The following is an 18618-nucleotide window of genomic DNA, read 5'->3' on the forward strand; positions in this document are numbered from 1 at the left end:
TACAAGATTAAATTAAATGTTCCAAGAATTAATAACTTCAGTCATAGTTTCTTTATTTTCCTTGAATTGACTAAATCGACTACCATTTGCACCAGAAGGATGAGGGAAGCCTTTTAAAATTATATTATTATTCAATTTATTTTCTGAAGCTAGTTTTTCAAGAATTTCTCCCACACTTTTCCCAAGAGGAATGATAAGTTTATTTTCAAAATTACTTAATTCAGGAACTAAATTTGAATTAATTGAATTCCATAAAAATTTGTTTTTCACAGGTGAAGGAGAAGATCCAGTATAATTTTTTCCATTTTTAAAGATAGGATATTTTAGAGCAGAAGTTGAATGAAGTAATCCTCTGTTTATTCCAAAAAGACCATCACATGAAATTAAATTTAGTCTTTTATTTAGACCTATTTCATCAAGCATTGAGATTAGATTTTTTCGCATAGGTCCAGCAAAACTTGAGTTTGATTTTACATCTTTCAAAGCTTGTTCATCACTTTTTTGTTCATGATGAGAATTTATAAAGGAATAAAAAGCTTTTTCCATTTGACTTTGTCCAGATGTTATTCCTATAATAACAACTTTTGCATTTTTATTGATATAATCAAAAGGAGCATAATACATTTCCAGATTATTCGTCGGGAAACTAGCCATCAAATATTTCTCATTTTTAAAATAATCTTTTTCATATTCCTCTTTAAAGGACTCTTTTTTAATTTCTTCTAAGTATTTCATTTTAGTTTTTTTATCAAAAACATATTTAATTAAAGATGTTTCTATTTTATTCTTTTTTTAAAAGAAAAGTTAAACTTATTTAATTCGTTTAAGAACTCCAACCCTTTTTACAGTTATCCCTTTACTAGTTTTTACAGGATATTTTTTATCATCATGTTTTTCAAGAGTATCATCAAACAAAAGATCTTTTCTAAACATTTTTCTTTTTGCAATATTAAAATCAGAAATTAAAGAATCAGAAATTTTGATAGTTCCACTTAGTTTCTCTGAAGTATCACTTTTTCCATTCATAAAAACAACATTTCCTTTTATTTCACCAAAAATTTCCCAGTTATTGTTCTTATTTTCATAATTGAAAATACTTATATAAGTACCATTATTTGGTCCTCCACTATATCCAGTAGAATTATAAGAAGTTACTCTCTCTGGAAATTCAATACGAACAATTACTGTATCTGTTGTGATTAATTTATCTTTGTAATATTCTTTTTCAATAAATTCATAATTACCAATAATTCCACTTTTCTCTACAATTGATACTTCTGGTTCTTTTTCAAGGTTATTTGGTTTAGAATCACAAGAGATAAATAATAAGAAGTTTAAACTTAAAAATAAAATACAACTAGTTGTTGATAATATATGTTTCTTTTTCATATTTGGTTTAAATTTTATGAAAGCAAAAATATCTATTTTATTTAAATTTATATTCTACTTTTTTAAATTCTATCATCGTTTCTCTTTAAAGTTGTTAAAAAAATAATTATAAATATTTTTTTTAAGATAAAAATCTATATTTGCCAAAAATTAAGAATACATAAAAATTTAACATGTTAAAGAAGATTTTATTCGCTTTGTTTGTGATGTGTTTTGCATTTACAACAAAAGCACAAGAAAAAACAGACTCCTTATTAGTTCGTACAGATGCAGATTCACTTGCAATTACTTTAGAAGAGTATGCCGCTTATGAAAAAGCTTTAGATAGTATCGTCAAAGGTTTTACATATGAATACGGTGAAGTAGAGTTATTAAACGGAAAAGTTTTGGTAAATGTTCCAGAAGGGTTTATGTTTTTAAATGCAAAAGATAGTAAAACAGTTTTAGAAGATATTTGGGATAATCCGCCAACAGATGACCCTAGTTTAGGAATGTTATTTCCAAAAGATATGGGACCTTTAAGTGTTGATCCAAATTCTTTTGCTATTGATATAACTTATAGTGATGAAGGTTATATTTCAGATGAAGATGCAAAAGATATTGATTATACAGATTTAATGAAAACTTTAAAGCAAGATACTGAAGATTGGAATGATGAGAGAGTAAGCCAAGGTTATGAAAAAATTCATTTAATAGGATGGGCATCAGAACCATATTATGATGCAATTAATAAAAAATTACACTGGGCACAAGAATATAATTTTGAAGGAGGTGAAACGAATATTTTGAATTATAATATTCGTGTACTTGGGAGAAATGGTTATTTAAATTTAAATGTAATTGGTGATATGGCCGTATTGCCAAGTGTTAAAAAAGAAATCAATCCAATTATTGAAAACTTTAATTTTACGAGAGGAAACACTTATGCAGAACATGATCCAAGTATTGATAAAGTTGCTGCTTATGGAATTGGAGGTCTTATTGCAGGAAAAGTATTAGCTAAAACAGGATTTTTTGCACTTTTGCTAAAATTTTGGAAAGTGATTGCAATTGCAGCTGCTGGAGGATTTGCTGCTTTTAGAAATAAGATTTTTGGAAGTAAAGATGCTTAATTCAAAATTTAAATTTATTGAAATAATTTTAAAAAAAATAGGTTGTTGAATGAAGTAATCTATTTTAATAAAAAACAAAAAATTAAAATGAAAAATTTATTACTTATACTCTCAGGTCTATTATTTAGTATTTCCTTATATGCTAAATCTGGAAAAATAACTATTTCAGGTCAAGTAGAAAATCAGAAAGATCAAAATATAAGAGTTACTAAACTAAGTGGGCAACCTTTATTTACAGCAGAATTAGATGAAAATGGGAATTTCGATATGAAATTCAGGATTAAAAATGAAGGTTATTATAGACTTAAATATAATCGAAAATCATTTTTCATTTACCTTTATCCAAAAGATGATTTTTTTGTAAAATTTGATGCGAATGATATTGAAAATACATTTGTTTTTGATGGAGCTGGAGCAGAACGAAATAATTATCTTGCAGAAAAACAAAATGCAGAATTTAAGCTAAAAGATAATATTGAAGCTTTCTACAAAGTAACAGGAGAAGAATATCTTAAGAATCTGGAGAATTTAAAAGAGATGCATTTAGCTTCACTTGAGAAATCCAATGTGGAAACATTTTTTATTGAAAGTGAAAAAAAGTCCTTAGAATATGAATATTTAAATGCAATAGATGAATTTAAATCAAGTTATAAATATTTATTTGGTGAGGATATAGTGCTATCTGAAAATTTTTATCAACCAATAAACAATTTTAAAATAAATAGCTATAAAGATTACAACAAGCAGCCTTATTTTAGATTTTTAGTAAATTCTTATTGGGAAAAGCAAATTGAGAATACTACTAATGTTTCTGAAATGCTGAATGTTTTACGTCAGATTCCAGAAAGAGAAGTTATTAGTCAATTGGTATTGAATTTCTACTATAATATAACTCCAGAGAATGATCGAGCTCAGGATTATCTGGAATTAGTTAAAAAAGTAACAAATAACCAACGATATATTGAAGCTTGTGAAAATAAATATAAAGAGATAGTAGGTGACAATAAATTGAGAAAAGGGGATGTTTCTCCTAGTTTTAGTTTTGAATCTATTGATGGAGAGATTGTAAATTTATCTGATTTTAAGGGTAAATATGTTTACATTGATGTTTGGGCAACATGGTGTGGACCTTGTTTAAAACAAATTCCATATCTAAAAGCTTTAGAAGAAGAATATATAGATAAAGACATTGTTTTTGTTAGCATATCGGTGGATAATCTAAAAGATAAAATTAATTGGAAAAAAATGGTTAACACAAAACAACTTAGTGGAGTGCAACTTTTTGCCGATAAATCTTTTGATAGTGAATTCATGACAGCTTATGGAGTTGGTTCTATTCCTTATTTTATTTTGATTGATAAAGAAGGAAAAATAATCGATACTAAAGCTCCGCGACCTTCCCATGATAAAACGATGGAGTTGCTAGATGAATTATTAAAATAAATTAAATATGAAACCCGAGTTTTTAGCTTGGGTTTTTTTAGTTATATACTCATACTTGGCGGCTGAGCGTAGCCGAAGCCTAGTTATTTATAGTTTTAATTTCCTCAAAAAGATTTAATTTTAGTAGGCATCAATAAAAATATTTTATGAAAAAAGCTTATGCTTATATTTTAGAATGTGCTGATGGTTCTTTTTATACAGGAAGTACTATAGATTTACCAATGAGGTTTGTACAACATCAAAATGGAGAAGGAGCAAATCATACTAAAAAGCGTTTACCAGTAAAATTGGTTTATTTTGAAGAATATGATAGAATTGATTTAGCATTTCAATGAGAGAAACAAATTCAAGGTTGGGGAAGAAATAAGAAGAAAGCTTTAATTGAAGGTAATATGAAAGAGTTACATATTTTGGCTTAGTGCCAGAATGAAAGTAGGGCTTCGACTCCGCTCAGCCACCGCTCAAACACAGAAGAATTTGAATAAAAAATAAATATTAATTAGATTTCAAGTCATTGAGCGGAGTCAAAATGCCGATTGCTATTGGCTTCGACTCCGCTCAGTCACCAGTAGAATTACATAAAATTAGTGAATGAGTGGAACATCAAACGGAGGCTGAGCGGAGCCGAAGCCACATCATTTCTCATTCCTTTAGCAATAAACCAAAAAAAACCCGAGCTAAAACTCAGGTTTTTCAATATATATAAATATAAAATTACTTTTTATCCTCTAACCAAACTCTTGCGTTTACAAAAGCTTCTAGCCATGGAGTAACTTCATCTGTGTTGTTTGGATAGTAACCCCAGTTCCAAGAGAAAGTAGAACGCTCTAAGTGTGGCATCATCACAAGGTGACGACCATCTTTTGAGTTTAACATTGCTGCGTTATAGTCAGATCCATTAGGGTTTGCTGGGTAACCTGTAAAACCATATTTTGCTGGAATCTGGTATTTGCTTTCTTCTTTTGGTAAATGGAATTTTCCTTCACCGTGTGCTGCCCAAATTCCTAGTTTAGAACCAGCTAAAGATTGAAGCATCACAGAATTATTTTCTGCAATCTCCACAGATGTAAAGATACTTTCGAATTTGTGCGAATCGTTGTGTAACATCTTAGGTTTTTCATCATGCTCTGGGTTGATCAAACCTAATTCTACAAATAACTGACATCCGTTACAAACTCCTAAAGAAAGTGTATCCTCACGCTTAAAGAAATTATCTAAAGCTGTTTTTGCTTTTTCGTTGTATAAGAAAGCTCCAGCCCATCCCTTCGCAGAACCTAATACATCTGAGTTAGAGAACCCTCCAACTGCTGCAATGAATTGAATATCTTCTAACGTTTCTCTTCCAGAAATTAAATCCGTCATGTGTACATCTTTTACATCAAAACCTGCCATGTACATTGCGTTTGCCATCTCTCTTTCCGAGTTAGAACCTTTTTCACGGATAATTGCCGCTTTGATTCTTGGTTTTGTAGCATCAATTTTAGGACGTTTTCCTGTAAAGTTCGCTGGGAATTTATATGCTAATGCTTGATTCTTATAGTTTTCAAAACGCTCTGTAGCTTTTTGCGCTCCAGATTGCATTTTGTCTAATAAATAAGAAGTTTCATACCACTCATCACGCATTGCAGAAACAGATAAGTCTAAAGTAGTTTCTCCTTTTACAATTGATAATGTCTCACTGTTACCAACAGCCTTACCAATCGAATAGAAATCTACATTGTTTGCTTCTAAAACAGAAGAAACATAAGCAGCATCAGTCGTTTGAATTAAGATTCCACTATTTTCAGCAAATAAGATTTTCACTAAATCTTCTTCTTTAATTCCGTTTAAGTTGATTTCCGCTCCAAGTAACACATCAGCAAAACACATTTCTAATAAAGCAGTAATCATACCTCCAGCAGAAATATCATGTCCAGCAGTTAATTTTCCTTCTTTGATTAATTGTTGAATTGTGTTGAAAGTAGAAGTGAAATAAGAAGCATCTTTAATTGTAGGAACTTCATTTCCTAATTTGTTTAAGATTTGTCCGAAAGAAGAACCTCCTAATTTGAAAGCATCTTTAGAGAAATCGATATAGAAAATTTCGTTGTTTTCTTCTTTAGAAAGAACAGGCTCTACTACTTTATTAATATCGCTACATTCTCCTACAGAAGAAATAATAACCGTTCCTGGAGCAAGAACTGTTTCCCCTTTATATTTTTGTGCCATTGAAAGTGAATCTTTTCCTGTTGGAATATTGATTCCTAATTCAATTGCGAAATCAGAAACACTCTTTACAGCTTTGTATAATCTTGCATCTTCACCTTCGTTTTTACAAGGCCACATCCAGTTTGCACTTAAAGAAACAGATTTTAAGTTTTCTTCTAAAGGTGCCCAAACAAGATTTGTCAATGCTTCTGCGATAGAGTTTTTAGAACCAGCTTCAGGATTAATTAAAGCACTTACAGGAGCATGACCAATTGAAGTAGCAACTCCTTTTTTTCCTAAATAATCTAAAGCCATTACACCAACATTGTTTAATGGTAATTGTAATGGTCCAGCACATTGTTGTTTTGCAACTTTACCAGTTACACAACGATCAACTTTGTTTGTTAACCAATCTTTACAAGCAACTGCTTCTAATTTTAAAACTTGTGAAATATATTCTTCAATTTTTGAAGCATCGTAAGAAGCTTCTGCATAGTTTTTCTCAACAGTTACATCATTCATGATAGTTTTAGGAGAACTTCCGAACATATCTTCTAAATCTAAATCCATTGGTTTTGCACCCGTTTTTTCAGATTCAAAAGTAAATTTATGATCATCTGTTACATTTCCTACATCATAGAAAGGAGCTCTTTCTCTGTCTGCAACTCTGTGTAAAGTATCAATATCTTTTTTATTGATTACTAATCCCATTCTTTCTTGAGATTCGTTACCAATTAATTCTTTAGCAGAAAGTGTTGGGTCTCCAACAGGAAGATTGTCCATGTTGATTTTTCCTCCAGTTTCTTCTACTAATTCTGATAAACAGTTTAAGTGTCCACCAGCTCCGTGATCGTGAATAGAAACAATTGGATTTTCATCACTTTCTACCATTGCACGAATAGCATTTGCAGCACGCTTTTGCATTTCAGGATTCGAACGTTGGATTGCATTTAATTCAATTGCATTACTGAATTCTCCCGTATCTGCAGAAGAAACAGCAGCTCCACCCATTCCAATTCTATAATTATCTCCACCTAAGATTACGATGCTATCATCTTTCTTTGGTGTATCTTTTAAACTTTCTTGTTTTTTACCATATCCGATTCCCCCAGCTTGCATGATTACTTTATCGTAACCAATTTTCTTTGCATCTTCTTCATGCTCGAAAGTAAGTACAGAACCAGTAATTAATGGTTGTCCAAATTTATTTCCAAAATCAGATGCTCCGTTAGAAGCTTTGATTAAGATATCCATTGGTGTTTGGTATAACCATTCTCTTTCATCCATTGCTTTTTCCCAAGGACGATTTTCTTTTAAACGAGAATAAGAAGTCATATAAACCGCAGTTCCAGCTAAAGGAAGTGAACCTTTTCCACCTGCAAGTCTATCTCTAATTTCTCCACCAGAACCTGTTGCAGCTCCGTTGAATGGCTCTACAGTTGTAGGGAAGTTATGTGTTTCTGCTTTTAAAGAAAGAACAGAATCGATTTCTTTAGTTTGGTAGAAATCTGGTTTGTCAGCACTTTTTGGAGCAAATTGTTGAATTTTTGGTCCTTTAACAAAAGCAACATTATCTTTATATGCAGAAACAATTCCGTTTGGATGTTGTTTTGAAGTTTCTTTAATTAATTTGAATAAAGAAGTTGGCATCTCTTCACCGTCAATTACAAAAGTTCCGTTGAAAATCTTGTGACGACAGTGCTCAGAATTTACTTGTGAAAATCCGAAAACCTCAGAATCTGTTAGTTTTCTTCCAATTTTTTCACTTAAAGATTCTAAGTACTCAATCTCTTCTTGGTTTAAAGCTAAACCTTCTTGATCGTTGTAAGCAGCGATATCTTCAATCTCTAAAATAGGCTCAGGAGTTACATGAACTGTAAAAATCTCTTGATCTAAATTGTGATATTTTGCTTCTAACATCGGATCGAAATCCTCATTTTCTTCAACAATTTTATACTCTTCAATTCTCTCAATTCCATGAATATCCATGTTTTGAGTAATCTCTACAGCATTTGTACTCCAAGGAGTTACCATTTCTTTTCTAGGTCCAACAAAAAAACCTTCCAAAGAAGGTTCCGTCATATGTGTTGCATTACCAAAAAGCCATGATAATTTTTGAATAGTGTCGTTGTTGATTTCTGCTTTAGATTCTAAAGCGAAGATAGAATTGTTATTTGATTTGAAAAAAACAATCATTTTATATTCTTTAGTTGTGTTGGTTATTAAAGGCCAAATTTAAATAAATAATTAGATAATTTACTATAGAAAAATGAATAATATTTTTACACAAAAAATGTGGAAAACTTCTAGGATTATTCCTATTTTTGCTTGCTTTTTTAATTAGAATTAAGACGAATAATTTAGATGAAATATAAACTGTTAAGCAATACGCAATTTAAACCTTTTGCAAAGGAATTTCAGCAATTTTTGAAAAATGAAAAGATTTCAGAAACGGAGTGGGATGTGGTAAAAGAGAAATTTCCGACAAAAGCAGAAGAATTTAGCGATTTGATTTGGAATAAAATTTTAGATAATACTTTTTATTTAGAACACATGGGAGAGAAAACAGTGAATGTTTTTTTCTGTGATGAAGATGTTTTATCAAGAATTATGATTCAAGTGAAAGTTGCTGAGGTAAATCTTTTAGAACCAGAAGGAGTGAAGTGGTTGTTTTTAAATATTAAAGACGAAGAAAAGGTTGCAGTTTTTCAAGGAAAGAAAAAGTACGATGCAGAAAGAAACATAGAGATTTACAACATGGTACAAGCCGGTTGCGAAATAACTAAAGGAAAACTTTTTAAGCAAGTTTGTAAGATGATATAAATTAAAAGGCTGTTTTTTAGACAGCCTTTTTTTATGCTTTTAAATCAAAAGGTTCTCTTTTCACAGAAGGTAATTCCGTTTTTGGATTATCTATTTTTTCAAAAATAACATCCATAAAATATTTATCAGAATCTGTGAAATATTTTTTAATTCTAAAACCTGAGTTTTCGGCAATTTGCTCTATTTGACTCAAATGAAACTTATGATGTGGACTTATATAAATTGGCTCAAAATTTTCAAATGAAATTTCTGTATCCTTAATTTTAATTTTTTCTCCTTTTTTCTTAATTAATTTTGTAAAAGCTTCTCCTGTTTCATTATCATAATCGAAAAAATGGATAAAATCTTCCTTTTTAAAATCTGTTTTTAAAGTTTCGTTTATTGTATTTAGCGCATTAAAATAAAACAAATCATTAGGTGGAGTTTCGTATGCATTTCTTACGATGTGCGTTTTTTTATTCAAATCAAAACCAATAACCACTAGATCGTTTTTGTTTAAAAGATGATTTAGGTTATTCAAAAAATCAAAACGTTTTCTTGCTGTCATATTTCCAATCGTAGCTCCAAACCACAAAATAATATTTCGTTTTTCTTTCCGATTTGGAATTTTTTCTATACCATTTTCAAAGGAATTATTTATTGGATTTATTGGAAATGGGAATTTTTTCTCATGAAACTTTTGTTCATAATATTTTAAGATACTTTCGTTGATATCTATCGGAATAAATGTGATCTTTTCAGCATAGTTTTGCCACACGATTTCATCCAGAATTATATTTGTTTTTATTCCATCACCAACACCAAGTTCAATTATATTGATTTCTTTTTCAGAACTTTTAAATTTATCAATAATGTTTTTTTTGTTCTGTTTTAAAATAGAAACTTCTTTGTTTTTTAAATAATATTCGGGAATTTTTGTTTTCTCGGCAAAAAGTTTTACCCCAATATCATTATATAAAAATTTTGGGTAAAAGAATTTTGGGTCGCTTTTAAGACCTTCTAATATTTCGGTTTCTTTAGTTTTTGTATTCGCTTTCATAAAAATATTCTATCCATGAAACTAGGCGAAATATGTTCCAAAGTGAACTGTCATTTTAATTTTAAGTTCTTTTTAACTTTTTTTAGAGAAATCTACATTAGTTATTTTAAAATAATATGTTTTGGAATAATAATAGTGTGAGATTTTAAGTTAAAATAAGGTTTATTGTTTTATTAATTGTTAAAATTGCAAAATATTTTAAAATACATATAAATGAAAAAAATTACATTACTGCTATGTCTTATTTTGAGTTTAGTTAGCTCAAAAATGATTTCTCAAAATTATAAAGTGACGGTTACAGATCCTCATAAAGCAAAATCTGGAATAATTGGGAAATATGGTTTTGAAAAAATTGGCGAAGGAAAATTTTTTACAATTGTAATAACAAAAAAAGGATTTGAGTTTACAATTTTTCAAGGAAAGAAAGTTGTTTTTAGTAAAGATTTAGCTAAAAAGAAAAAAGAAGTTATATTAACTTATGTTGAAGAAGGTACTAAAAGACATGTGTTTACGACTACTTTAGTTGGGAAAAGACAAATATTGACTTGTCATTCTTTTGATTATGAAACAAAAGAATTAACATCTAAAGAACTAGGTGATTTTGGAGATAAAACAAAGAGTAATATCTCAATTTCTTCATCAAAAAATAATAAATATTTACTTTTCCTTTCTGCTCAAAAAAATACGAAAGAAAAAAAAGAAGAAATAGTTGCTGATATTATCGATATTGAAAATATTAAGTTTAAAACAAATAAAATATTCTTTTCTAGAAAAAGAAAATCTCTTGGAGATTTGAGAATGAATACACCTTATGTTGATAATAATGGAGATGCTTATGTTTTAGTTGAGAAGATTCATTCTGCTTTAGATTTTAGAAAAAATAAAAAAGCAAAGAACAAATTGACATTATACAAAATAAAAGATAATGATGTAGAAAATTCATCATTTGAATTTAAAGAGAATTTTCATTTTGCGCATAGATATGGAGATCCAACTTTTGCGATTTTTGGAAAAGGTAATGAGATTATTTTAAGTTCTTTTGCTACGAATATTAAGAATGAATTACATATTGGAGGTTATTTTTCTTTAGTTTACTCAAAAGATAATTTAGAATTAAAAAAAGAAGATTTTCAACTTGTTTCGGATAAACTTTTAAAAGAATTTTATGGAGAAGAAAAGCTTTCTGAAAAAGAGAAAATTAAAGTTTCAGAGAGATTTTTAAGTTATTATCTTAAAAATACGATGATGGATAATGATGGAAATAAATATATTGTTGCAGAAGGAATTTTTACTGATTTTGTTGGAGGTACTTCTTATTATTTTCAATCCAACTTGATCGTGATGAAAGTAGGACCAGATAATAAATTAATTTGGTCTGATATGATTTATAAAACCGAGCATAAATCTACTCATGATGCTTACTTGAAAAATAATAAATTTCATATCGTAATTCAAACAGATGGTTTAATTGAAGGTGATGTGGAAAAATACAGGTTCGGAATGCATCCTCCAAAACAAGAAAATATTTATGTATTGACTTATAATGAAGACGGTTCTGTAATGCCACAAAGAATAATTAAAAATAAAAAAAGAGGTCAATATTGCCCATTTGAAGATAATGTTCGTAAGGAAAACGGAGTTTTTACAATGGAGAATACTAATTCGAAAAAGCTACAATTAGTTATTATAGAATAATAAATTTTATTTTGTGAATAAATAGAGTCAATACTTTTTGTATTGGCTTTTTTATTGTATTTATATTATAATTACCAAAAAAATATGTTTTTTAAAATATAAGTATTTGCTATTTTTAACCCATAAAATTGAAGTATACTATTATATATAATTAATAATCAAAATGAATTGTAAAAATTGCACTGAAGAATTGCATCAAGATCATAATTATTGTGCGTCGTGTGGGGCGGAAGTTGTAAACGAAAGAATATCGTCAAAAAGATTGATGAGAAGATTTGCAAATGATTTTTTCGGATTTGACAATAGATATTTAGTAACGTTAGTTGCTATGACTATTCGACCAGGCGTGATTCTTTTCGATTATCTTCACGGAGTTCGTAAAAAATATGTAAATCCATTTACTTTTCTTGCAATTGGTTCTGCAGTGACGATGTTGATAATGAATGAATATTCGCAATATTCTATAAATGATTTTCAAAATCTTTTTGGTAGTTCAGCAGTGAGTGAAAGTTCTGAAGCTGGAGCAGTTTTTAGTCAATCTGCGGTAGAGAATTCTATCAAAATTCAAAAATTGATTATGAAATACTTTAATTTCATTACGTTTTTGATTCTTCCATTCTATGCTTTTATTGCTTATTTGGTTTATAGAAAACCGTATAATTATGCCGAACATTTGGTGATCAACTGTTATATTCAAGGTTATTTGTTTTTATTGACTTTAATTACTTTTCTTTTAGGTTATTATGTCAATCCTTTAATTAATAGCTTTAGTTTTATTATTGCGCCTATTTATTATTTATACACTTATGGGAAATTGTACAAATATGGGTTTTGGAAAACTATTTTAAAATTTCTTTTATTTTTTGCTTATATGATAGGGTTTACAATAGTTTTATGTTTTATTATGATTATTGGAGGTATCTTGTATGCAAAATTATTTATGTAGAATTATGAGTTTTAAAAGAAGAAAAGAGATAACACAATTTTTAATTACATGTGTTTTCCTTACAATTAGTTTTTTGGTTTTAAGTTTTGATAATAAAGAAGAAAGTAGTTCTGAAAATTACTCAAAAGTCAATATTGTAAAAATGGAGATGACTCCCGAAGAAAAAAGAGGTGAAGAACTTTTTAATAAAAATTGTGTGGTTTGCCATAAAATAAATAGTGCTTGTAGTATGTCTTATATTAAAAAATTACCAGATAATAAATTTAATTTAAAAGCTAAAAGTCATCAAAATTTGAAATTTTCAAATGAATAAAACTCAAAAAAAAGGATTGCTAAGTTTTACGTTGATTATTCTTTTTTTAATTTTTAACAAGATGATTTAAATAAAAAATGTTGACAAAAGCTGTGAAAATTTATAAAAGATAATTATTATGAAAACAAAAGTTTTATTTCTATTTTTCATTATTTCATTTACTGGGTTTAGTCAAAGATTGGATATAATTCAGTATAAATATCTTAAAGTTTCTTTTTATTCAGATTATAATTTTGATGAAAAAGATACTTTAAAAAATGATATAGAGGTTTACACTGTAAACGATGAAAAACAAGTGAAGAAAATAGGCGCAAATTATTTTAAATTAAATTATCACTCAGATTTAAAATTAAAAATAAAAACTGGGAATGAAGTTTATATAGTTGATTTAGAGGTGTATGATTTAGATGCTAATTGTGATGTTTTTGATGTTAAAATTAAAATAGATCCTTCTAAAGATAAAATTATAGTTTATGATCATATGAAGTATTCAAGACCATGGAAGTCTAGAAGGTATTACATTTCCGAAAATAAGATTTTTACAATATATGGTTCTTCAGATGATATGAAAGATAAGATGAAAGAAAAAAATATAAACGATTATGGAATTATTGCAATAACAGGAACTTATGCATTTTTGTTTAGAGATTCTTTAAAAAATATTTATTATTCTATATTATATCTAGAACACGACAAAGAATTTAATGATATTCTTAATGAAAATGAGCCTTTTGTTGGTATGAAATTAGAGAAAGTTCTTCCTTTGGTTTTTACTCGAGAAGGTGAAATAAGAAGATCTTTGGAATATTCAAAATAAATAATCATATTAAAATGAAAAGAGTACTACAATTTTCTAGTTTTTTAATACTATTTACAATATTTCTAAGTTGTGAAAATATCAACACTGATGAGAGTTTGAATGGAAATAATTTAAATTTTGTTGAAAGTAAATATGGTGCTTTTGATGTCTCTAAAGAAATTGAAATAAATAGAGATAATATTAAAGAATTATATGAATATCAAAATAGAATTATAGAAAATTTTCCAGAAATAAATAAAGGAAAAACCATTGTAATTCAGGAATATGTGAAAGATATTTCTAACCATAAAAGAATAGTTATTTGGTTAAAATATTATGAATCTGATTGGTTAGTTTTTGATAATATTATCTTTAATATAGAAGAAATAAAATTCTAATGAAATGATGATTAGAATTTCTCAAAATTTTAATATTTATGTTTTTAAAAAAATGTTTTTAAAGTATCGCATTCGAACCCGATTGAATGTTTTCGATGCATTAAAAATGACGAATATTACTTTCAAATTTAGTTTGCTTCTTTGTATTCTTCTCTCAAGTTGTGCATCAATTAAGAAAGATCATGTGTATTCAGATCAATTAGATAAAGTCTCTTTTTTAGATGGAGAGAAAAAATCTAGAAATGTTAGAGAAAAATACCATAAAGATATAGAAGAATCTAGAAAAGACACTATTCAGAAACAGTTTAAAAGTAAGGAAGAAGAATATAATTATTATAATAAAAGGATATTTTCTAAAACTGAAAATAGAAAAAAATACAAAAAACACAAAGGGAGAATCTATAGGGAGAATAAAAGTAAAATTAATTATTCTTGGGGTAGAAAATTTTTTATTAAAGATTTTAAAAATGCAGATAAATATAAAATAATATTCAGTGAAGGTTTGGTTTCTCCAAAGTTAATCGGAAATGATTTCGAGGTTCTTAATGTAGAGGAATTTACTCATAACATGTTAGATTTAAAGATAAAAAGGTTTCGATTAGCTTTGGCTAATGAGAATTTTGTAGGGAATAATGATTATTATATTGAATTATATAATGAGAATGCAAATGAAAAAATGAAATTTGAAGATTTTATAAAAGGTGCTGAATTAGTTTTTCTTTCAAAACCATATTTTCAAGAATTCTCACCTGAATGGAATTCGGATAAATAAACTAGCAACTTTATAAGATTACATTTAATAAATATTATCACGTTTGATTTTGTATAAAAGCATACAGATTATCAATTTCCTCCTGACAGGGGTTAGGGGGTGTGTTTTAGACGAAACAAAATTCCCTCTTAAGATTTTAAACGTGATAATGTTTAAAAGAAAAATAAAAATGAGAAATAAATTAATACTTTTTATTGGATTATTTACATTTTGGAGTAGTTTATCTCAAAATGATTATGAGTCAACTTATAAAAAAATTGATTCCCTTCGAATATTGTATCTAAAGTCCGATTATTTTTTTAAAGAAGCAAAAGAAAAAATTTCTCCGAAATACATCTGGTTTCAAGAATATAATAGTACAATTTTTTTAAGAACATTTCGTACTTATGATAATGTTTACACCAAGAAACTTAAATATCTCTATCAGATAAGTTTATTATTTGAAGGTAAAGAATTAAATGAGGATAAACATTATTTATGCAGAAAGGTGATTGAAGAAGTATATTGCGATTATGTTGTATTTACAGAGAATGATGAACATGGATACTTTCCTGAGCCATTAGTTTATGATTATATAACCGATTATTTAAGTAAATGGTTTATTTATATTATGAGCGAACGATTAAAATCTAGATCTTTTGAAGATATTTTTGAAGAAATGAAAAAAAATAATTTTAAACCAATACCAAGTGACTTTTATTGGAAAGCCCAGACCCTGTGAATATTTTTAGTAAGAAAACTCTTTTGAGAAGAACGGAAGATGTAAAGTTTAAAGGGGAAAAATATTTAAAATGAAAAAGAATCTAAAAACCAGTTTAAAAACAATAGGTATATTATTTTTTGTTTTTCTAGGAATTACTTCTTGTAAAACCAAAAAAGATTATTTCTACGGTGACGGAATTAATGGGGAAGTATATTATAAGGATACTCAATGTTCTTATTCTCATGTTTCATTTTGGAAAAAAAGATCTAATGATGAAAGCTTCAAAAATTGCATGAAATATAAATATTCCTTTACAGGGAAAGAGATTAGGTATGTAAAATCTTATATATTCGATTCTAATGAGGGAAGCCAAAAGAAAATGAATATTAATATCTATATGATAGATGAGGGACAATTTGTAAATACTGATGGATATGGAATCTATTATGCTTATAACTCAAATAGCGGATTTTCTTCTTTTTACTTTTTAAGAACAGAACACGAAATTTTCTTTTTTAGTTGTAAAAATATTAATAAGATTGAGGAACTATTATTCAAAAGTGAAAAAATAGATTTTAGTCTTAAAAATAATATACTTAAGTATATAAAGAAAAGATGTCAAGAAGAAGGTTTTCAAAAATGTACACATTGTGTGTGAGTTTATTTTAATCACAACCTTTGCAAGGGTTGTGATTATATGTATAATGAATTTAATGCATACAAATAGTTACTTTCTTGAAAAGAATATTAAAGAAATCAAAGAATCTTTAACGAGTAATCAACAAACCTTTATAAAATTAAAAATGAATAAACCGTTATTGCTATTATTATATTTAATTAGTTTTATAGGATATAGTCAAAGAACATTTCAAAAATATTTAATTAAGAGTGATACATGTAAAATAGGAGAAGTTTATCTTAATAAAAATGAGGATTATACCGAGGAAACAAAATATTTAGGAGATATTTACGATGAAAAAAATATTAAGTATAGTGTCTTTTTAGACATTTTTAATATAACTGGTAAAGGTGTATCAAGGTTAATTTTATATTCAAAATCAAAAAGTTATTCTTATAGATTAGATATGCCTTCTGATGCTCCATTTAAAATTTCAAATAATAGGTTTTATTTTTATAAAGATGGAATTATGAAAACAAAAAAATTAAATTTAACGCATCCAGAATTAATTTGTTTTGATGGTTGTTTCGATTTAGAGGAATTTTATTGCGAATAAAAATAGTTTATTCCGCCACACGCCCTCGAATGAATAACGAAAGACGCTAGCGACCGATTGTATCGCTTGTAGTACCAGTAAATTGATAATTATATTGATGAATGTAAAAAAGATAATTTTGTTTAGAAATGAAAAATTTAATTACGAAAAAATCTAATGAATAAAAAAATATTTATAACTATAATTTTATTAATAATTAATTTCCTTGTTTTTTTTGTTACAACGGGAATAATTACTTCCTCTCATAATATAGAATTGGGGGTGAGATTGTTTTGGGGGTATTTTTTGATTTTTTTGATTTTCATATCTCTAATTTTTTTGATTTTAATTTGGACTCCAATTAGAAGATGGTGTTCGCGTTTTTGTAAAAAGAAGATTTAAACTACTTGTGTAAATCTAAATTTATAATATTATTGCCGTTCAGCACTCGAAAAATTGGGCGCCAGCGTGGGGGGAAACCCATTAAAAGAAGGCTTTGATAAAGATGGACTTCCTGAACCTGTAGTTGGAACTAGAGGTTCAGGTGTAAATGGTAAAGCACTCGCTAGAGGTACTGAACAAAAAATATTTCAAGAAAATATTGATAAATTTGGATGGGATGGTCAAGCTAACGCACAAAATCCTGTAGGTCCTTCTAATGGTTCAATAGATAAATATATGGATGCTGCTGGAGTTAAATATGATCATAAAACAAGATAAAATAATTTAAAAATATGAGATGGTCAAAAAATAAATTAATAGCATTAAAATTAAGAAATGGAAAATATTCTTTAATTCAATTACTAGAAAGAAAAGGGTATATTATTGTTTATAATCTTTTTCAAAATACACCTATATTTGAAAATATAATTTTAAGTAAAGAATTAATCTTATTTAAAACTTTTGTGATCCATAAAGAATTTTTGAGATTAAGCGAAATAGAGGTTGTTAAAAGTATTACCCCCTTAAGTGTAGTATATCCAAGTTTTCCATCAAAATTAATTAATAGAGGCAGTGGATTTAGAAAGATTAAATTATGGCAACACACAGAGAATGAAGTTGAAATAGGATTTACTGGTATAGGGAATAATCTTCTTGCAAATGTAATAGAACCAGGCAATACAGAATATTCTTCTATAAAAATTGAAGAATATGAGTTGTATAAAGAATATGAGTTAGAATCTTTAAGATCTTATCCTGAATTAAATGAAAGAATTTTGCTTTGTAGTGAATTAGGTTATAATTTTGATCCTGTAAAAGAATTAGCTTTTAATAGAGAATTGGATATTATATGTAAAACATATATTGACATTATTAGTCAAAAAAAGAAAGTAGATTTTTATTATTAATCTGGTTTTCACTTCAAATATTTTTTTATAAACCTTTTCCCACCGCTCGTCCTCGAATGAATAACGAAAGAGGCTAGCGACCGATTGTATCGGGTTTAGTAACAGGGAATTGATAATTATGTTGATGAATTTATAAAAGATAATTTTGGTTTAGAAATGAAAAATAATAATGAAGAATAAATATATATTTTTAATATTGTGTATAATATATTCTGTGTATTCAATTTATAGAATTAGAATAATTTTAAAGGAAATGAAAACTTCAGAAAATAATATATTTAATTATAGAATGCTTTCTAGTCATATTTTAATACACGGCTTTTTCATAAAAAAAGAGTGATTCCAAAAAAATGATATTTTTGTTTCGCCAAAAATCAAAATACATCATGAAATCACTCAAAAAAACGAAATTAAAAGATACTATGAAGAATTGCAA

General features: G+C 27.6%; 19 protein-coding genes. 15 read left to right on the forward strand and 4 right to left on the reverse strand.

Features of this window, described 5'->3' with window-relative positions; genetic code table 11:
- Window positions 1–12: 12 nt before the first annotated feature.
- Window positions 13–735, reverse strand: coding sequence for a uracil-DNA glycosylase family protein (locus I0K12_RS13645; RefSeq protein ID WP_196888685.1), 723 nt, complete (start codon window positions 733–735; stop codon window positions 13–15).
- 75 nt (window positions 736–810) lie between these two features.
- Window positions 811–1389 (reverse strand): hypothetical protein, encoded by a 579-nt coding sequence (locus tag I0K12_RS13650; protein ID WP_196888686.1) that lies wholly within the window; start codon window positions 1387–1389, stop codon window positions 811–813.
- 173 nt (window positions 1390–1562) lie between these two features.
- Between I0K12_RS13650 and I0K12_RS13655 the strand changes: the two genes are divergently transcribed.
- From I0K12_RS13655 to I0K12_RS13665, 3 genes are all read left to right on the forward strand, one after another.
- Entirely contained in the window at window positions 1563–2501 is a 939-nt protein-coding gene (locus I0K12_RS13655) for a DUF2167 domain-containing protein (RefSeq protein ID WP_196888687.1), read from the forward strand.
- 87 nt (window positions 2502–2588) lie between these two features.
- Entirely contained in the window at window positions 2589–3944 is a 1356-nt protein-coding gene (locus I0K12_RS13660; RefSeq protein ID WP_196888688.1) for a TlpA family protein disulfide reductase, read from the forward strand.
- A gap of 146 nt (window positions 3945–4090) precedes the next feature.
- Window positions 4091–4279, forward strand: a complete 189-nt coding sequence (locus I0K12_RS13665; RefSeq protein WP_231372766.1) for a GIY-YIG nuclease family protein — start codon at window positions 4091–4093, stop codon at window positions 4277–4279.
- Window positions 4280–4658: 379 nt separating this feature from the next.
- On the opposite strand, the gene purL is transcribed toward I0K12_RS13665, so the two are convergent.
- Window positions 4659–8327 carry a phosphoribosylformylglycinamidine synthase gene (gene purL, locus I0K12_RS13670; RefSeq protein WP_196888689.1) on the reverse strand — a complete coding sequence of 1223 codons (3669 nt, stop codon included), beginning with the start codon at window positions 8325–8327 and terminating at the stop codon, window positions 4659–4661.
- 168 nt (window positions 8328–8495) lie between these two features.
- On the opposite strand from purL, the gene I0K12_RS13675 reads away from it, so the two are divergent.
- Complete coding sequence (locus I0K12_RS13675) at window positions 8496–8954, forward strand: DUF6495 family protein (RefSeq protein ID WP_196888690.1); 459 nt, start codon at window positions 8496–8498, stop codon at window positions 8952–8954.
- 31 nt (window positions 8955–8985) lie between these two features.
- Here I0K12_RS13675 and I0K12_RS13680 read toward each other — a convergent pair whose 3' ends face one another.
- Window positions 8986–9993: an L-histidine N(alpha)-methyltransferase gene (locus I0K12_RS13680; RefSeq protein WP_196888691.1), complete on the reverse strand. Its 1008-nt coding sequence runs from the start codon at window positions 9991–9993 to the stop codon at window positions 8986–8988.
- Window positions 9994–10206: 213 nt separating this feature from the next.
- Here I0K12_RS13680 and I0K12_RS13685 point away from each other — a divergent pair, with 213 nt between their 5' ends.
- From I0K12_RS13685 to I0K12_RS13735, 11 genes are all read left to right on the forward strand, one after another.
- The gene (locus tag I0K12_RS13685; protein ID WP_196888692.1) at window positions 10207–11688 is read left to right on the forward strand and encodes a hypothetical protein; all 1482 of its coding nucleotides are present in this window, start codon (window positions 10207–10209) and stop codon (window positions 11686–11688) included.
- 163 nt (window positions 11689–11851) lie between these two features.
- Window positions 11852–12634 carry a DUF3667 domain-containing protein gene (locus I0K12_RS13690; RefSeq protein ID WP_196888693.1) on the forward strand — a complete coding sequence of 261 codons (783 nt, stop codon included), beginning with the start codon at window positions 11852–11854 and terminating at the stop codon, window positions 12632–12634.
- Between the two features lie 4 nt (window positions 12635–12638).
- On the forward strand, window positions 12639–12947 hold the full coding sequence (locus I0K12_RS13695; RefSeq protein WP_196888694.1) for a hypothetical protein: 309 nt from the start codon (window positions 12639–12641) through the stop codon (window positions 12945–12947).
- Window positions 12948–13065: 118 nt separating this feature from the next.
- Complete coding sequence (locus tag I0K12_RS13700) at window positions 13066–13764, forward strand: hypothetical protein (RefSeq protein ID WP_196888695.1); 699 nt, start codon at window positions 13066–13068, stop codon at window positions 13762–13764.
- A 14-nt stretch (window positions 13765–13778) separates the two neighbouring features.
- The gene (locus tag I0K12_RS13705) at window positions 13779–14144 is read left to right on the forward strand and encodes a hypothetical protein (RefSeq protein ID WP_196888696.1); all 366 of its coding nucleotides are present in this window, start codon (window positions 13779–13781) and stop codon (window positions 14142–14144) included.
- 106 nt (window positions 14145–14250) lie between these two features.
- Window positions 14251–14916, forward strand: a complete 666-nt coding sequence (locus I0K12_RS13710) for a hypothetical protein (RefSeq protein WP_196888697.1) — start codon at window positions 14251–14253, stop codon at window positions 14914–14916.
- Window positions 14917–15085: 169 nt separating this feature from the next.
- Window positions 15086–15637 (forward strand): hypothetical protein, encoded by a 552-nt coding sequence (locus I0K12_RS13715; protein WP_196888698.1) that lies wholly within the window; start codon window positions 15086–15088, stop codon window positions 15635–15637.
- Between the two features lie 70 nt (window positions 15638–15707).
- Complete coding sequence (locus I0K12_RS13720) at window positions 15708–16277, forward strand: hypothetical protein (protein WP_196888699.1); 570 nt, start codon at window positions 15708–15710, stop codon at window positions 16275–16277.
- Complete coding sequence (locus tag I0K12_RS13725) at window positions 16270–16854, forward strand: hypothetical protein (protein WP_196888700.1); 585 nt, start codon at window positions 16270–16272, stop codon at window positions 16852–16854. Before I0K12_RS13720 ends, I0K12_RS13725 begins: the two co-directional genes overlap by 8 nt.
- A gap of 447 nt (window positions 16855–17301) precedes the next feature.
- On the forward strand, window positions 17302–17553 hold the full coding sequence (locus I0K12_RS13730; RefSeq protein WP_196888701.1) for a hypothetical protein: 252 nt from the start codon (window positions 17302–17304) through the stop codon (window positions 17551–17553).
- A gap of 14 nt (window positions 17554–17567) precedes the next feature.
- Window positions 17568–18182: a hypothetical protein gene (locus I0K12_RS13735; RefSeq protein ID WP_196888702.1), complete on the forward strand. Its 615-nt coding sequence runs from the start codon at window positions 17568–17570 to the stop codon at window positions 18180–18182.
- The last annotated feature ends 436 nt before the right edge of the window (window positions 18183–18618 follow it).

The sequence above is a fragment of the Aureivirga sp. CE67 genome, from assembly GCF_015767245.1.
Taxonomy (GTDB): Bacteria; Bacteroidota; Bacteroidia; order Flavobacteriales; family Flavobacteriaceae; genus Aureivirga.

Excerpts from the sequence above, each read along its gene's own strand:
- I0K12_RS13645 (WP_196888685.1), bottom strand. The coding sequence starts at position 735 with ATGAAATACTTAGAAGAAATTAAAAAAGAGTCCTTTAAAGAGGAATAT.
- I0K12_RS13650 (WP_196888686.1), bottom strand. The coding sequence starts at position 1,389 with ATGAAAAAGAAACATATATTATCAACAACTAGTTGTATTTTATTTTTA.
- I0K12_RS13655 (WP_196888687.1), top strand. The coding sequence starts at position 1,563 with ATGTTAAAGAAGATTTTATTCGCTTTGTTTGTGATGTGTTTTGCATTT.
- I0K12_RS13660 (WP_196888688.1), top strand. The coding sequence starts at position 2,589 with ATGAAAAATTTATTACTTATACTCTCAGGTCTATTATTTAGTATTTCC.
- I0K12_RS13665 (WP_231372766.1), top strand. The coding sequence starts at position 4,091 with ATGAAAAAAGCTTATGCTTATATTTTAGAATGTGCTGATGGTTCTTTT.
- purL (WP_196888689.1), bottom strand. The coding sequence starts at position 8,327 with ATGATTGTTTTTTTCAAATCAAATAACAATTCTATCTTCGCTTTAGAA.
- I0K12_RS13675 (WP_196888690.1), top strand. The coding sequence starts at position 8,496 with ATGAAATATAAACTGTTAAGCAATACGCAATTTAAACCTTTTGCAAAG.
- I0K12_RS13680 (WP_196888691.1), bottom strand. The coding sequence starts at position 9,993 with ATGAAAGCGAATACAAAAACTAAAGAAACCGAAATATTAGAAGGTCTT.
- I0K12_RS13685 (WP_196888692.1), top strand. The coding sequence starts at position 10,207 with ATGAAAAAAATTACATTACTGCTATGTCTTATTTTGAGTTTAGTTAGC.
- I0K12_RS13690 (WP_196888693.1), top strand. The coding sequence starts at position 11,852 with ATGAATTGTAAAAATTGCACTGAAGAATTGCATCAAGATCATAATTAT.
- I0K12_RS13695 (WP_196888694.1), top strand. The coding sequence starts at position 12,639 with ATGAGTTTTAAAAGAAGAAAAGAGATAACACAATTTTTAATTACATGT.
- I0K12_RS13700 (WP_196888695.1), top strand. The coding sequence starts at position 13,066 with ATGAAAACAAAAGTTTTATTTCTATTTTTCATTATTTCATTTACTGGG.
- I0K12_RS13705 (WP_196888696.1), top strand. The coding sequence starts at position 13,779 with ATGAAAAGAGTACTACAATTTTCTAGTTTTTTAATACTATTTACAATA.
- I0K12_RS13710 (WP_196888697.1), top strand. The coding sequence starts at position 14,251 with ATGACGAATATTACTTTCAAATTTAGTTTGCTTCTTTGTATTCTTCTC.
- I0K12_RS13715 (WP_196888698.1), top strand. The coding sequence starts at position 15,086 with ATGAGAAATAAATTAATACTTTTTATTGGATTATTTACATTTTGGAGT.
- I0K12_RS13720 (WP_196888699.1), top strand. The coding sequence starts at position 15,708 with ATGAAAAAGAATCTAAAAACCAGTTTAAAAACAATAGGTATATTATTT.
- I0K12_RS13735 (WP_196888702.1), top strand. The coding sequence starts at position 17,568 with ATGAGATGGTCAAAAAATAAATTAATAGCATTAAAATTAAGAAATGGA.